11 protein-coding genes are annotated in these 15524 nt (G+C 57.6%); 8 read left to right on the plus strand and 3 right to left on the minus strand.

The window, feature by feature from the left end; genetic code table 11:
* The first annotated feature begins 366 nt into the window (after window positions 1-366).
* The 3 genes from AB3175_RS03370 to AB3175_RS03380 all read left to right on the plus strand — a co-directional run bounded on the left by AB3175_RS03370 (window position 367) and on the right by AB3175_RS03380 (window position 3490).
* Window positions 367-846: a flavin reductase family protein gene (locus AB3175_RS03370; RefSeq protein WP_367359533.1), complete on the plus strand. Its 480-nt coding sequence runs from the start codon at window positions 367-369 to the stop codon at window positions 844-846.
* A 93-nt stretch (window positions 847-939) separates the two neighbouring features.
* Window positions 940-1569 (plus strand): NAD(P)H-dependent oxidoreductase, encoded by a 630-nt coding sequence (locus tag AB3175_RS03375; protein ID WP_367359534.1) that lies wholly within the window; start codon window positions 940-942, stop codon window positions 1567-1569.
* A complete protein-coding gene (locus tag AB3175_RS03380; protein ID WP_367359535.1) occupies window positions 1547-3490 on the plus strand; it encodes a monovalent cation:proton antiporter-2 (CPA2) family protein in 1944 nt (647 codons plus the stop codon). The genes AB3175_RS03375 and AB3175_RS03380 overlap by 23 nt, the downstream gene beginning before the upstream one ends.
* 90 nt (window positions 3491-3580) lie before the next feature.
* On the opposite strand, the gene AB3175_RS03385 is transcribed toward AB3175_RS03380, so the two are convergent.
* Window positions 3581-5227, minus strand: a complete 1647-nt coding sequence (locus AB3175_RS03385) for an HDOD domain-containing protein (RefSeq protein WP_367359536.1) — start codon at window positions 5225-5227, stop codon at window positions 3581-3583.
* 23 nt (window positions 5228-5250) lie between these two features.
* Window positions 5251-6309, minus strand: coding sequence for a diguanylate cyclase (locus tag AB3175_RS03390; RefSeq protein ID WP_367359537.1), 1059 nt, complete (start codon window positions 6307-6309; stop codon window positions 5251-5253).
* 349 nt (window positions 6310-6658) lie between these two features.
* Here AB3175_RS03390 and glp point away from each other — a divergent pair, with 349 nt between their 5' ends.
* Both glp and AB3175_RS03400 read left to right on the plus strand, forming a co-directional pair.
* Window positions 6659-7891 (plus strand): gephyrin-like molybdotransferase Glp, encoded by a 1233-nt coding sequence (gene glp, locus AB3175_RS03395; RefSeq protein ID WP_367359538.1) that lies wholly within the window; start codon window positions 6659-6661, stop codon window positions 7889-7891.
* Between the two features lie 30 nt (window positions 7892-7921).
* Window positions 7922-9880, plus strand: coding sequence for a molybdopterin biosynthesis protein (locus tag AB3175_RS03400; RefSeq protein WP_367359539.1), 1959 nt, complete (start codon window positions 7922-7924; stop codon window positions 9878-9880).
* Window positions 9881-10019: 139 nt separating this feature from the next.
* On the opposite strand, the gene AB3175_RS03405 is transcribed toward AB3175_RS03400, so the two are convergent.
* Entirely contained in the window at window positions 10020-11141 is a 1122-nt protein-coding gene (locus tag AB3175_RS03405; protein ID WP_367359540.1) for a putative sulfate/molybdate transporter, read from the minus strand.
* Between the two features lie 265 nt (window positions 11142-11406).
* On the opposite strand from AB3175_RS03405, the gene AB3175_RS03410 reads away from it, so the two are divergent.
* From AB3175_RS03410 to arcC, 3 genes are read left to right on the plus strand one after another with little or no spacing between them, the layout of a single operon-like run.
* Window positions 11407-13158, plus strand: coding sequence for a TrkA family potassium uptake protein (locus tag AB3175_RS03410; protein WP_367359541.1), 1752 nt, complete (start codon window positions 11407-11409; stop codon window positions 13156-13158).
* A gap of 52 nt (window positions 13159-13210) precedes the next feature.
* Entirely contained in the window at window positions 13211-14542 is a 1332-nt protein-coding gene (locus AB3175_RS03415) for a cyclic 2,3-diphosphoglycerate synthase (RefSeq protein ID WP_367359542.1), read from the plus strand.
* Window positions 14532-15473: a carbamate kinase gene (gene arcC / locus AB3175_RS03420; protein ID WP_367359543.1), complete on the plus strand. Its 942-nt coding sequence runs from the start codon at window positions 14532-14534 to the stop codon at window positions 15471-15473. The genes AB3175_RS03415 and arcC overlap by 11 nt, the downstream gene beginning before the upstream one ends.
* Window positions 15474-15524: the final 51 nt, after the last annotated feature.

The raw sequence follows: 15524 nt of genomic DNA on the forward strand, positions 1-15524 counted from the left end.
CTATTTGAGTTATATATCAGAATAACAACCGTAAGCTAAAATAAAAATTACGGTTGTACAAACGCAACTACAAAAGGAAAAAGACTTTCATATATGCGATTTTTTCTTTCAACCAGGCCCTCACAGTTATGGTCAATCGGAACGATTGGAGCCAGAACATCACGCGGATCTTCTCCATATCTCAATAGAAATATCACCAGCCTGGAACTCTGACGCCGGACAGGCTTCATGCACGGATCCCGGAGCAGGACAGAACGGGGGGGCGAAATCGATTGCACATTTTAAGAATTGAATTACGGCCGTCCCGATGTTAGTTAATAGATTCATAAACGACTGATTTGCTTGTCCTGATTTGTGGAGGTGAATATGGATAAGGCATGGCAGGATGTACTCGACAGGTTTTCTTACGGAATCTATCTCGTCACAGTTTTATCCCCCGAGGGTTTTAACGGCATGATCGCCTCCTGGGTGACCCAGTGCTCCCATGAGCCGCCGAGGGTTGCCCTGGCCATCCGGAAGAGCAGACTCTGTCACGAACAGATCCGGGAATCGGGAACCTTCTGCATCAATGTCCTCCCCCGCGAATCCGCTGAAAGAATCCGCCAGTTCAAGATCGCGGACTGGCGCAAGAAATTCGATGCGTGCAGCTACAGTCCCTCGCCGTCCGGACTTCCCATCCTGGACGACTGCATTGGTTATCTGGACTGCACGGTGGATCATACGATCGGCACCGGCGACCATACCCTTTTTATCGGGACGATTCAGTCGGGGGGCATGATCTTGAGCGGCACAACCGCTCCTCTGACAACGGCCGACTACGGTGGCGTGTACCGGGGGGACAAGTAAGCGGATTTTCATCTTTTCACAGCGTTCCCCATAACGCGTCCCTCAGCCCGGGAACGTTTTCTTCGGCAGCCGGAACTCCATGAAAGCTGAACCATGAATCGGATTCTGATCCTTTTTACCCACCCCCGCTTTGAAAAATCGCGCGTCAACCGGGCGCTGTTGAAGGATATCGGCCAACATCCGGCGGTAACGCTTCATGACCTCTATGAACGGTACCCGGACTTCAACATCAACGTGGAACGGGAAAAGGAGTTGCTGCTGGAGCACCAGGTCATTGTCTGGCAGCACCCCATCTACATGTACAGCGCCCCGGCGATGCTCAAGCAGTGGATCGACCTGGTCCTCGAGCACGGATGGGCCCACGGCGAAGGGGGGGACGCCCTGAAGGGCAAATGGATCTTCAACGCCGTCTCGTCGGGCGGAGCGAGAAGCGAGTATGCGGCAAACGGCTTCAACCGTTTTTCCATGGGCGAGATCCTCATTCCCTTTCAGCAGACGGCCACCCTCTGCAGGATGATCTACCTGCCGCCTTTTGCCGTTCAGGGGACTTACCGACTGACGGATGCGGACCTGGAGCATTATGCCGCACGGTATCTCGACCTGCTGAACCGGCTGTCACAGTCCGATCCGGACATCGAATTCATCCGAACCTTTCCTTTTCTCAACGATTGGCTTCTTTTCGAGGCCGGGGAAACACACCATGACCAGCACCCTTCTCTATGACGCCCTCCTCTACCTGGCAGCGGCGATCGTTTTCGTCCCCATTGCCAAACGAATCGGAATGGGATCGGTCCTTGGCTATCTGATTGCAGGCATCATCATCGGCCCCTTCTGCCTTTGCCTTGTCGGCGGCGAGGGGAAGGACGTCATGCATTTTGCCGAATTCGGCGTGGTGATGATGCTCTTTCTCATCGGCCTTGAACTGGAGCCCTCCCATTTCTGGAGGATGCGTCAGCTTATCCTGGGGACGGGAATCCTGCAGGTCGGTCTGACAACCCTGCTCTTTGTGGCCCTGTTCCTTCTGCTCGGATTCTCCTGGACGGCGGCCCTGGCCATCGGACTGGCCTTGTCCATGTCGTCCACGGCGATCGTCCTCCAGACACTGAGGGAAAAGGGGCTGGCGGCGACACAATCGGGAAGGTGCTCCTTCGCCGTGCTCCTGTTCCAGGACATTTCCGTCATCCCCATCCTGGCGCTCCTTCCCCTTCTGGCCGTTTCCGGCGTTCCGGCCCAGGGGGAAGAATCCGCCTCCTTTCTCCAGGGTCTGCCCGGATGGGCCCAGACCATCGCCCTGCTCCTGGCCATCAACCTCGTGGTCGTCAGTGGACGGTTCCTGATCGTCCCCTTCCTGAGGTTTATCGCCCGTCTTCACCTTCAAGAATTGTTCACAGCCTCGGCCCTGTTCATCGTGATCGCCACCGCTACCCTTATGAGCCTGGTGGGGCTCAGCCCCGCCCTGGGAACCTTTCTGGCGGGGGTCGTTCTGGCCAACAGCGAATACAGGCATGAGCTGGAAAGCGATATCGCCCCCTTCAAGGGGATCCTTCTCGGCCTGTTCTTTATCTCCGTGGGGACCTCCATCAACTTCAGCCTGATCCTCAACGAGCCCTTGAAGATCCTCGCCCTCGTCTTCATGGTGATTGCCGGAAAGGCCGTCGTTCTCGCTCTCACGGGGAAGCTGGCGCGGCTGAGCTTTGATCAGAATCTGCTCTTCTGCATCGGCCTCGCCCAGGTCGGGGAATTTGCCTTTGTCCTCTTTTCCTTCATCAGCCAGCTTTCGATCCTGTCGCTGGAATGGACGGACACGATGATGGCCGTCACCGCGCTGAGCATGACGGCCACCCCTGTCCTGCTGCTGTTCAATGAGCGCCTGGTTCAACCCCGTTTCGGGACCCTGGAAAAAATCGAACCGGAACCCGAAGACATCGACCTCCACGCCCCGGTCATTATCGCCGGTTTCGGTCATTTCGGCAGTACGGTGGGAAGGTTTCTGAAGGCAAACGGTATCCATGCCACCATTCTCGACAACGATTCCGACCGCGTGGACCTGCTGAGGAGAATGGGGTGCAAGGTTTTCTACGGGGATGCCACGCGCGTGGACATCCTCAAATCCGCCGGAGCCGATCAGGCCAGGATTCTCGTTGCCGCCATCGGTTCTCCCGAAATCAATGCCGATCTCATCGAAAAGGCCAGGAAGCTTTTCCCCCATCTCACGATCATGGCCCGCGCCGAAAACAACCAGGACGCCTACCATCTGATGGACATGAGGGTATCCCATATTTACCGGGAAACCCTTGACACCGCCGTGCGCCTGGGGGTCGATGCCCTGGTCGAGCTGGGCTTCCGCAGGTACAGCGCCACGCGTTCAGGGCAGAATTTTATCCGCTACGACGAAGAAACTTTACTCAGGCTGGCGCCACACTCCCATGACAAGGACACCTACATAGACAATTTCCGGGAGGAGATTCGCAACCAGGAGGAAATGCTGTCCAGCGACCTGAAATTCGATCACAAGCAGTACGACCACGCCTGGGACAGCGAACCCAACCGGGAAGAATTCGACCGCCGCACAGAATCGGGCCCTGCGGCCAAGTCGGACGGGAGTAAGGACTCTGTTTCGTCCGACTCTTCTGAAGAACGTTAAGGAACATGCCGCGGAGGAAAAGCCCCGGCTGGAGGTTGAGCCTGTAAAGGGAACAGGCCGTTTTTCGACGCAGGGTGACCTGGACGCCTGTTATGGTCCGCAGCTTATGGCGGAGAGGAATATATCCCGCAACTCCTCCATGAACGTGATGTCCGCCTGGGTGATGACCGGCTCCGGGGTTTTTCTGTCCCCATAGAACATGCCGATGCAACCCTTTGGAGCAATCAGGGGGTAGATGAAAAATGACGGCGCAAGAAAAAAACGCCTGTACCAGTCGGGAAGAATTTTCAAGATGCTGGGGTTGGCGGAATTGTCGATAATGACGCCCTTGCCCTGGGCGATCACAATGTTGAAGAGATCCGAAGACCGACTGACCCGGAAGTGAAAACGCTGAACAATCTCCTCGACACTTTCCCCAAGCCCGAAACGGGCCGCCATCGTTCCCTGTTTCGTGTCCCGCAGGCAAAAGATGACGCGGTTCAATTCGAATCCGCGGTACATGGTTTCAAGAATCATGCAGAGGACATCGTTGAGGCGGTAAGAGCCCTTCATGGCCTCCTTGATCTCCTGCAGGCCATTGGCCAGAACACCGCCCCTTGCCTCCAGGCCGGAAGTGGAAGCGCCCGGACACGGATCGCGTCCGCCCGGAAGGGATGGATGTTCCGATTTCCCCGAATTTTTCGCCTTCTGGGTTTCAGGGGGATCGCCAGGTGGAGATTGGAATAACTGTTTGAACCGATCGGCGGCCTGCCTGTTGATCTTGGCCGCATCCGTATAAGGGTTTCCATTCGCAACGGCCGACTCGAGGAGCGATTTCATTTCATCCGGCTGGATCGGAATTCTCTTCCCGTATCGTTTCAGTACGGTTGCAAGGACCTCGGCCCGCTCGGGGGATGGAGCGTTGATCAAGTTGGAGAGCAATTCGTTGGAATAGCTGGACAGAAGCCGCAGGTTCCCCCATTCCGTTTTCGGCTGATCCAGGTTGTGATCGGACAGGGGCTCCATACTTCGGACAATTTTATCGGGAAAATTCCAGGACCGCGAAACCGCCATTCCCAGATCATTATAGGAAACGCCCAGGACGGATGTGGAGGCCTTGACCTCATCGAGTTCCAGATCGACCATCCGCCTCTTGATCTCTTCATACTTGTCCGGAAAATAGCAGATGACCAGCATCTTCCCCAGATTGAAGAGCATGGAGCAGATAAAAACCTCTTCCTTGTCCGCCATTTTCATCTTCGCTGCGACACTTGCAGCCACAAGACCGCTCATCAGGGACGTCGAGGCAATCTCCTGCAGCTCTTTGACCTGAGAGTTGTTCTCCAGGTGATCAAAGATCATGAGGGTGGCCGCCATGATCCGGATCTTTTCAATGCCGAGGAGAAACATGGCCTTGGAGATGGTGGTAACCTTTCCGGATTGTCCGGCGTAAAGGGCCGAATTCACGATTTTGAGAAGTCTGTTTGTAAGGGAAAAGTCTTTCAGGATGATCTTGGCCAGGTCCCCGGCAGAAGAGAAATTGACCGATGTCAGGGACGAAAGTTTGGTGTTGATTTCGACGATGTGGCTGGAAAAGGCGGGGAGTTCACCCTTGCTGTGTATGATTTTCATCAGAAAATCGGTGGTCCCGCAAGCGGCCTGACCGCTGTCCCCATGCTCCGGGGAACCAGGGCCTTCCCCGGGAATCGGTTCGTTCGCCATGCCTCCGGTATACCGGCCTTCCAAATGAGTGTCCAAGTTTTTTCACCCGCTATGAAACGTTATAGAATGCTTCCTTCCCGGCAAGGCTTGAAAACCAACGATTCCATACCATGGCGATGTCGCTCCGCACGATAGCAGGATTTCCGTTCCGTTCGATCAATCATCTCATACCCCCTGCCGCTTGATTCCATGCCCTCGGCCCCCTCGTTCTTCGTCAAGGACGGACAGAAGAAGTATTGATTCCGGCCCTTTTGCTTTGCCTGATACATGGCGATATCCGCATTTTTGAGAAGCGTTTCCGCATTTTCACCATCTGACGGATATATGGCGACCCCGATGCTGGTCGTCAAATAATAATCGCGGCCATTGAGCCTGAAGGGATCCCTGAAGCTGTTCAAAATCTTTTCTGCGACGAGCTTCATGGATTCAGCATGCCTTTGATTAGTAATCATGATCACGAACTCATCTCCGCCTATCCTGGCGACGACATCGGATTTTCGCACAATGGCGACCAATCGGCTTGAGACTCCCTTCAGCAGCTGATCTCCCGTGGCATGACCCATCGTGTCGTTGATCGTTTTAAACCCGTCCAGGTCCAGAAACATGATCGCGAGCTGTTTCCCCATTCGCCGGGACAGGGACACGGCATGGTCCAGTTCGTCCCTGAAGAGAAGGCGGTTGGCCAATCCCGTCAAATGGTCATGGTAGGCCAGATGCTCGATTCTGTCCTGTATCCGCTTGCGCCTGATCATCTCCTTCTGCAGGGATTCATTGGCCTTTCTGAGCTCCGACTGTATCTGCTTCCGCTGTGAGTTATCCACGATGCTTTCAATAAGATAATTTCTGCCCTCCAGGATCATCGGCACCGCGGTTTTTATGATGGGCAGCCTGGTTCCGTCAGCCCTGATCAGAATCTCTTCCGAGTTCTCCACGGACCGCCCCTCGTCGGTGACCGGACACCTGCCGCCCGCCCCGGGACACAGCACGCCGTGGCATGCGCGGCCGACGAGCATTCCAGCAGGATACCCGCCAATGCCATGGATTTTTCGATTCGCATAAACAATGCGGCGGGTGTCGGCATCCACAACGACAACACCGAATCCAAGCGCTTCAAACATGGCGGGTGAAAAGTATCCGATCCCGTTTCCCGCTGGGTGGATCACCTGTGGCGAGAAAGAAGAGTTAGTGAAATCCAAGCCCCCAGACAAGGCGTCCCCCCTATTCCCTGGGATAAAAATCCCTGCACCTCATGATGCTCTGCTCTCTGAGAATTATTTAACTTTCGCAAAATATATACCAGTAATGAGAAAAGAGGCTGTCGGGAACATTTCTTCAGGAGCGGAACGGCTCTTTGATGCACCGGCTTTTCGAACGTCTTTAAGCTGACCGGAAGGCCTTTTAGTAATGATTGACATGTGTGGAAGATGTCATATAGATTAGGCGTAAATGGATTTGCAAGGAGCCGTTATGCCGGAAATGTTCAAGGTGCTTCCCCCTGGAGAGGCGCTTAAAGCGCTGCTTGACCATCTTGGCCCCGAGGTCAGGAGCGAGGATCTCGCAACGGCTGAAGCGCTTGACCGCACACTTTGCGAGAAATTGACCGCTCCGTCTTCCCTTCCGTCATTTCCCCGCAGTACGATGGACGGTTACGCCGTCCGCGCCGAGGACACATTCGGTGCCACCGAATCGCTGCCTGCGTATCTCAGCGTAATCGGCGAAGTGCCGATGGGCCGTATATTCGAAGGGGTCGTCGGCCCGGCTCAGGCCGTGGTCGTTTATACAGGCGGCATGATCCCGCCCGGGGCTGATGCCGTCGTCATGGTGGAACGGACCCAGAAGCTCGATGAGGCAAACATCGAAGTGCTGCGCGCCGTTGCGCCGGGGGAGAACATGATTCAAGTCGGGGAGGATGTGAAAGAGGGCGAGTCCCTGTTTGACGCCGGACATATCCTCCGGCCGCAGGACCTCGGCGGACTGATGGCCCTCGGCATCACCCGCGTGCGGGTGGCAGCCGCTCTGCGGGCGGCGATTCTCTCCACTGGCGATGAGGTTGTCTCTCCGGAACAAATACCGGGACCAGGGCAGATAAGGGATGTCAACTCTTACGCCATTGCCGGCCTTATCGCCCGCTCAGGGGGGATTCCGCTGCTGCAGGGGATCATCAAAGACACCTACGAGTCGCTGCTTTCCGCGGCGCGCAGCGCATTGAATGCTTCGGATCTTCTGGTCATTTCCGCGGGGTCCTCCGTTTCCACGCGCGATCTGACGGCCGATGTCATCAATGCGCTGGGCAAACCGGGCGTCCTGGTGCACGGAGTCGCCGTTCGGCCCGGGAAACCGACGATTCTGGGCGTCTGCAACGGCAAGCCGGCCATCGGACTGCCCGGCAACCCCGTCAGTGCCATGGTGGTTGCCGGGCTCTTCCTGACGCCCCTGCTCCGGCGAATGCAGGGAGCGGAAAATCCACCTGCCCGAGGGCGAATCACGGCCAGGCTGACCCACAACATCTCCTCGGTTCCAGGGCGCGAAGACTATATCCAGGTGAGGCTGGAAGAGCGTGAAGGCGATCTCTGGGCGGAGCCGGTTTTCGGCAAATCGAATCTAATCTATACCATGGTCAAGGCTGAGGGGATGATATGCGTGCCTCTTGATTCCAATGGATTGCACAAGGGTGAACTCGTTGCTGTCGAGCTGTTTTGAAGAATGGACTATGGGAAATTGGAGAAAGGAATGAGCAAGAGCAGAAAATTTTATCTCGAAGATATTCCATTGGATGAGGCCTGGCGCCGATTTATCACGGCCATGGAAAGCTCCGGAGCATGGGCCAGGGTTCCCGGCGAGGAGCTGCCGCTGGAGAAAGCCCTTGGGCGCGTAACAGCGGCGCCAGTATGGGCCGCCCTTTCATCGCCGGGATATCACGCCAGCGCCATGGACGGCTACGCCGTCCGTTCGGCGGACACCCTCGGCGCTACGGAAACGGCGCCGAAGCGGCTCAGGATCGGCCCCGAAAGGCAGGCGGAATACGTCGATACCGGGGACCCGATCCCTTCCTGGGCAGACGCCGTCATCCAAATCGAGCATACACAGAACGTTGACGAAGGCGCAGCCGGAAAATTCATCGAGATCCTGGCCAGCGTCGCACCATGGACTGCCGTCAGGCCCATGGGCGAGGATATGGTCGCCACCGAACTGGTGCTTCCGGCCAATCATCTGCTGAAACCGGTGGATCTGGGGGCCCTTTCCGGTTGCGGGCACGCCACGGTCAGCGTCCGGCGGCGGCCGCGCGTGGCGGTCATCCCGACGGGAACCGAACTGGTGACTGTTGAACAGGCCGCGCAGTCAGGCCTCAAATCCGGCGACATCATCGAATACAACTCCCTCGTACTTGCTTCACAGGTGCGCCAGTGGGGCGGTGAGCCAACGCGTTACCCGATCGTCGTCGACGATTACGAACGCATCAGGGATAAGGTGAGAGAAGCGGCGGCCACTCACGACCTTATCCTCGTCAATGCCGGATCATCGGCAGGCAGCGAAGACTTCACGGCGAGTATTGTCGAGGAACTGGGGACCCTCCTCGTTCACGGCGTGGCGATACGCCCCGGACATCCCGTCGTACTCGGCACCGTGACGGACCGCCGGACGCCGATCATCGGCGTGCCCGGCTATCCCGTCTCCTGCGCTCTCACCGGGGAAATATTCGTGGAGCCCTTGATATCGCATTGGCTCGGGTTGCCGCAGCGGAAAAAGCCCGGGCTCAAAGCGGTCATCAGCCGCAAGCTTCTCTCGCCCATGGGTGAAGATGAATGGGTGCGGGTGACTGTCGGACGGGTTGGAAAACGAACCGTGGCTGCGCCCCTGTCCCGTGGAGCAGGCGTCATCACCTCCCTTGTCCGCGCGGACGGGATCGTCCGCATCCCCAGATTTTCGGAAGGCGTCGAGGCCGGGCAGGAGGTTACCGTGGAGCTGTACCGTGATCCGGCCGATATCGACCGCACCATCGTCCACATCGGCAGTCACGATCTCTGCTTGGACATCCTGGCCCAATACCTGGCCGACGACGGACTGCTCTTTTCAAGTGCCAACGCCGGCAGTCTCGGCGGACTGACGGCCCTGCGGAGGGGCGATTCGCATCTGGCCGGTTCACACCTCCTGGATCCGTCAACGGGCGAATACAATATTGCCTATGTCAGGCAGTATCTGCCCAGTACCCCCGTCGTGGTGATGACGTTCATGCATCGAGAGCAGGGGCTCATCGTCGCACCGGGCAATCCAAAGGGAATCAGAGGGCTGGCTGATCTGGCGCGGGACGATGTGCGTTTTGTCAACCGCCAGCGCGGAGCCGGCACCAGGGTTCTGCTCGACTACCACCTCAACAGGCTGGGGATGAAACATGAAGAGGTAAAAGGCTATCGGCGCGAGGAGTACACGCACCTGGCGGTTGCCGTTGCCGTTCAATCGGGCGCAGCGGACTGCGGACTTGGTATTGCCGCCGCGGCGCACGCCCTTGAGCTTGATTTCATCCCCTTTGAGAAGGAGAGATACGACTTGGTCATTCCGCGCATTCACTACGAAAGCCCTCTGTTGAAGCCGCTGTTCGACCTGATCCACGGTCCGGTCCTGCGCAAAGCCATCAGCGATTTGCCGGGCTATGACATAACCGCCATGGGGAACATCGTCATCGAGCTGTAGTCCAGTTCTGATGCGGCAATAATACGTCCGCACCGGACCTCCGGGCAGGGTGCGGGAAGGTTTTGAACTCACAGACCCGGGAGACGAAGCCAGGCGGATCCATGGCGAGCCGGAGCGAACGCTTTTAGCGACGCCGACGTTACCGCCGGTCGGCTCTTTTTCTCTGGGCAGTCGACATCAGGTAATGGCTTGCAAGACCTGCCAGAAAACCGCAAGCCATGTTGGAACCTAAGGAAACCCCCAGGGTAATGCCCAGGGGGATCAGATCCTTTCCAACGCGGACGTCCTTTGCAAACTTCATGAGCTCGATCCCGACCATGAACATCATGGCACCGATGATGGCGCCTGGAAAGACCGAGAAAAGCCCGGCGATGGACACCGAAAGAAACAGGCCAAGGAATATTTCAATGATCCCTTCCAGGATGTTGGCGCCACCGGTCCGTGCGCCGAAGTAGTACTGCCCGGCCAATCCGCCGGCACCGTGGCACATCGGCATCCCCCCCAGAACAGGCACGATCGTGTTCATCATCCCCTGACTCCAGGAAAGCATCCTGACCGATACCGGGCGATCCGGCCAATAGGTTGAAAGGAGGGCGGCGGTGGCGATCGTGGCGTTGGTGACGGTCAACGGGATCTGGGCAAAGCCCGCCAGCAGCAGCGTATCCCAGACCTCCCGGGGTGTGAAGGCCGTCAAAGTCGGCAGGGTGAGCCCGGGAGCGGCAATGTGCCGGAGCTGACCCTTTGCAAACATAACGGCTATTCCAAGGGCCATCAGGACCACCGCAGCTGGAGCGTGGCGGCTTTCCCTCAGGGCAAGAACGATCAGGAGTGAGACCAGGGCAAGAATCCATCCGGTTGACAGCAGCTTGATCGCTTCAATAGCCAGCATCACTCCGAGGGCCGCCTGGATGCCCCGAATAACGGAGGGCGGCGTCCATTTTTCCAGCCGGCCCACCAGGTCCGTGGCCGCAAAAAGAATCCAGACCAGCCCCATGCCGAAGCCCGAGGCGTACACCATGGAAGGCGTCCAGTGCTGCGCAATGGCCACAATGGCCAGCACTTTCATGGGTTCAATGGGCATGGGAAGGCGGTACACAATACCGGTGACGATGTTGGCCAGCCCCATCATGACCAGAAAGCCGGAGGGATTCAGACCGCAAACATAGATATAACCGATGGCGAGGGGGAAGAGGGTCCCAAAATCCCCCATCGCTCCGGCCAGTTCGCGCAGGTTGAATTCAAAGGATTTGATCTTCATCATGAAAATCTTTAGCATATTTCAAGACGAAAGTTCATGTCTTTTTCGATACAACACACCCCGGACCCCGCATCGTTTGACATTTCCGGTCCCACCCCCGGCGTCTTTTGCCATTCTCTTCCATTCCTCCTGACAAGCCATGTCCCCCGGACGTTGCGCCTTGACAGCGTGCCGTTCCTCTTCTATAGTCATTCCTAATGATAAAGGGTGTTTCCATGGGGGGCCCGGAGAGCGAAACCGACGCATCTGAACAGGGTGCCTCCGGCCCGTGGCGGCATCCGAGATTCCTGCCCATGAAACGGAGTACAGACACTACGTCATGAAGTTCAGCCCGGCCATACTGACAACCTATTTTCAGGGCGAAAGCGCAAAAAGCAATATCCGGCTCCTCCTGCGGTTCGTTTTTCTGCTGGTCGCCCTGGTCACTCTATACAGCGTCATCTTCCATTTCCTCATGGCCTATGAAGGGCGGTACCATTCCTGGATTACAGGATTCTACTGGACGCTCACCGTAATGACCACCCTGGGATTCGGCGACATCACCTTCAATTCGGATCTGGGGCGGACCTTTTCCATTCTCGTGCTTCTTTCAGGGGTTTTTCTCTTTCTCACCCTGCTTCCCTTTGTCTTCATCAAGTTTTTTTATGCCCCCTGGATTGAAGCGGAGACGAGGAACCGGGCCCCCAGCCAGTTGCCGCCGGATACGAAAGACCATGTGATCATCACCAGCTACGATCCGGTGACGGTGGCCCTCATTGAAAGGCTGAAGGATCACCGGAAGAGCTATGTCCTCCTCGAGGAGGATTTCGGCCGCGCGCTGCAGCTCTATGATGCAGGCTTTCGCGTCGCCGTGGGGAACATCGATGATCCCGAGACGTATCGCAGGATGCGGGCAGACCGCGCCGCCCTCATCGTTGCGACCAACCGGGACGAGATCAACACGAACATCGCCTTCACAGTTCGAGAGCTGAGCGAGAAGGTTCAGATCGTCACAACCGCCGATTCCCCCTATTCCGAGGACATCCTGGTCATGGCCGGCAGTTCGAGGGTCCTGCAGCTTTACGACATGCTGGGAAATTCCCTGGCGGCCTGGACCATCGGCGGAGAATGCCGGGCCAATATCATCAGCCGGTTCGATGAGCTGATCATCGCCGAGTTTCCCGCTCTGGGCACCCCCCTGGTGGGAAAAACCCTCTCTGAAAGCTGCCTGAGAGAAAATTTTGGAGTGACGGTGGTGGGAATCTGGGAACGGGGCAATTTCGAGATCCCTCATGCGAAAAGCCGGATCAATCCGAACAGCGTTCTGGTTCTCGCCGGATCGGAGGAGAACCTCGCATCCTACAACGAGATTTATTCCTTTTACCACATCTGCCAGCTTTCCGTGAATCCGGTCCTCATCGTCGGAGGGGGCCGTGTCGGACACACCATTGCGGAGCGCTTCAAGGAGCGGGAGATGCCCTACCTCATTATCGAGAAAAACCCCCGCCGGGTTCACGAGGACGCAAAGAACTACGTTGTGGGAGATGCCGCGGACATCCGGACCCTTCAGAGGGCCTGGATCGAGGAGGCCCCGGCGGCCCTGATCACAACCCACGACGACGCCACAAACATCTACCTGACCAAATACATGAGAAGCCTGAGGCCGGATATGCAGCTCCTCAGCAGGGCGAACCTGGACCGCAACGTGTCCTCCCTTCATCGAGCCGGAGCCGACTTCGTGATGTCCTACGCCTCACTGGGGGCCAATGCCATCTTCCATTTTCTCGGCAACGAGGAAACCCTGATGCTGGCGGAGGGCCTGAATATTTTCCGCATCAGGACGCCTTCGTCCCTTGTGGGAAAAAGCCTCGCCCAGTCGGGAATACGGGAGCAGACAGCCTGCTCCGTCGTCGCCATCAAGATGAATGGGAAAATGACGATCAATCCGGATCCCCAGATCCCGCTTCAGAGGGATGCCGAATTGATCCTGATCGGCAACTATGAGGGAGAGCGGAAGTTCCTGTTGTGGAGCGAACAATAGGAGAAGGAGCAGCGAGGCGGCGGCAGGCCGACCAGAAGGAGATGAGGGTACAGTGACCGGAGACAGACAGCGCGTGATCATCATGGGTGCAGCCGGGAGGGACTTCCACAACTTCAACATGGCCTATAGGGATTGTGCCGGATTTGAAGTCATGGCCTTCACCGCCACGCAGATTCCCGCGATCAGCGGCAGAACCTACCCCCCGGAGCTTGCCGGCCCCCTGTATCCCGGAGGGATCCCCATCCGGCCGGAAGAGGAACTGGCGGAGCTCATTCAAAAATTTTCCGTCAGCCAGGTGGTCTTTTCCTACAGCGACGTGTCCCATGAATACGTCATGCACAAGGCCTCGCTCTGCCTCGCCCTGGGGGCGGATTTTCTTCTCCTCGGGCCGGACCGGACGATGCTGTCCTGCTCCCGGCCCGTGATCTCCGTCTGCTCCGTCCGGACCGGGGCCGGAAAAAGCGGGATCACGCGGTACATCGCAGGCATCCTCAAGGGAATGGGAAAAAGGCCGATCGTCCTGCGGCATCCCATGCCCTACCTCGACCTGAAGGAGGGAAGGCTTAAACGATTCGGCAGCCTGGCGGACGAGGAACGCTGCGATTGCACGATCGAGGAGCTCGAAGAATTTGAGCCGCTCATCAGCGCCGGCATGACGGTTTATTCCGGAGTTGATTACGCGGAGGTTGTTCGGCAGGCCGAGGCGGAGGCGGACATCCTGATATGGGACGGGGGGAACAACGATCTGCCTTTTCTGCGGCCGGATCTGGAAATCGTCGTCCTCGATCCCCATCGGGCAGGACACGAGCTTTCCTTTCATCCCGGGGAGGCAAACCTGAGAAGGGCTGAAATCGCCGTCATCAACAAGGTGGATACCGCGGCAGCGGACGCCGTAAAGAGGGTCGAGGCAAATATCCGCCAGGTAAACCCCCGGGCAAAAATCATTTTCACAGCCTCCCCGATTTCTCTTGAGAACGCCGTAAACATCCAGGGAAAGCGCGTCCTGGTCGTTGAGGACGGCCCCACCCTGACCCATGGCGGGATGCCTTACGGAGCCGGGGTCCTAGCCGCAGGCAAAGCCGGCGTCGTGGAGTTCGCCGACCCGAGGCCTTACGCCCGGGGCTCCCTTCGGGAAGTCTTCCGGGAATATCCCCATCTCGGAAATCTCCTGCCGGCCATGGGCTACTCAGGGCAGCAAAGGCAGGAACTGAAGGAAACCATCGAAGCCACCCCCTGCGACGCCGTTGTGATCGCCACGCCGGCGGATCTGCGCAGACTGCTGGACCTGGACAAGCCCTCCGTCCGGGTCACGTACGAGATCCAGGAGGTGGAGGGCCACCTGCTGAAGCAGGCCATCGAGGTCTTTGTAGGCCGTGGAAAATAGCATCAGCATTGTTTCTCTCGGCGGTAACGCAATCCTGAGGCGCGGAGAGGAGGGAACGGTTGAGGAGCAGTTTCACAATGCCGATTCCTGCATGGCCGAAGTGGCCCGGATGCTTTCCTCGGGACACAAAGTGGTCATTACCCACGGGAACGGCCCGATCGTGGGAAATATCGTTCTCCGCGGCGAGTGCGCCCGAAATTCCATCCCCCCCATGCCCCTTTTCTACTCCGACGCCGATTCCGAAGGCGGGATCGGGTTCATGATCCAGCAGACACTGTACAATCGACTCATCATGATCCGTGAAGTCAAGGACGTCGTGACGATCATCACCCAGGTTGTTGTCGACGCCGACGATCCAGCCTTTTCCCGCCCGACGAAACCCATCGGCCCCTATTACCGGAAAGAGGAGATCGAGGCCCTCCAAAGGAATAACGGGTGGGTCATGATCAGGCAGACAGGGGGCTACCGGCGCGTCGTCCCCTCGCCGATGCCGAAACGGATCGTCGAAAAGAACGTCATCCAACGGCTTGCCCTGGAGGGGGTCGTGGTGATCGCTGCCGGCGGAGGGGGCGTCCCCGTTGTGGAAACCGCAGATGGAACCCTGCGGGGCATCGACGCCGTCATCGACAAGGACCTGACAACCAGCGTGCTGGCGACGGAGATCGGGGCGGAACGCATCGTCATCCTCACCGATGTAGACCGGGTCTACCGGGATTTCGGCACGCCGCGGCAGGCCGGTCTGGATCATGTCAGCCTGGCAGAGATCAAGGCCTTCCATGCGGAAGGACATTTCCCACCGGGAAGCATGGGACCGAAGATCATGGCGGCGATCCGGTTTCTTGAAGCCGGGGGGAAACGCGTCATAATCACCCTGCCCGAACTCATGGGAAAAGCCCTTGAGGGAAGAGCCGGGACGACGATTGTCCCCTGAGTTCAAAAATCCCCATGACGTTTGTCTTTAAAAAAAAAGAGACCCGGGCCT

This window comes from Syntrophus sp. (in: bacteria), assembly GCF_040768185.1.
Taxonomy (GTDB): domain Bacteria; phylum Desulfobacterota; class Syntrophia; order Syntrophales; family Syntrophaceae; genus Syntrophus; species Syntrophus buswellii.

What these genes read in the sequence shown, in the direction of transcription:
- glp (WP_367359538.1), top strand. Translation starts at nt 6,659, where the DNA reads ATGCCGGAAATGTTCAAGGTGCTTCCCCCTGGAGAGGCGCTTAAAGCG.
- AB3175_RS03375 (WP_367359534.1), top strand. Translation starts at nt 940, where the DNA reads ATGAATCGGATTCTGATCCTTTTTACCCACCCCCGCTTTGAAAAATCG.
- AB3175_RS03400 (WP_367359539.1), top strand. Translation starts at nt 7,922, where the DNA reads ATGAGCAAGAGCAGAAAATTTTATCTCGAAGATATTCCATTGGATGAG.
- AB3175_RS03380 (WP_367359535.1), top strand. Translation starts at nt 1,547, where the DNA reads ATGACCAGCACCCTTCTCTATGACGCCCTCCTCTACCTGGCAGCGGCG.
- AB3175_RS03390 (WP_367359537.1), bottom strand. Translation starts at nt 6,309, where the DNA reads ATGTTTGAAGCGCTTGGATTCGGTGTTGTCGTTGTGGATGCCGACACC.
- AB3175_RS03370 (WP_367359533.1), top strand. Translation starts at nt 367, where the DNA reads ATGGATAAGGCATGGCAGGATGTACTCGACAGGTTTTCTTACGGAATC.
- AB3175_RS03405 (WP_367359540.1), bottom strand. Translation starts at nt 11,141, where the DNA reads ATGATGAAGATCAAATCCTTTGAATTCAACCTGCGCGAACTGGCCGGA.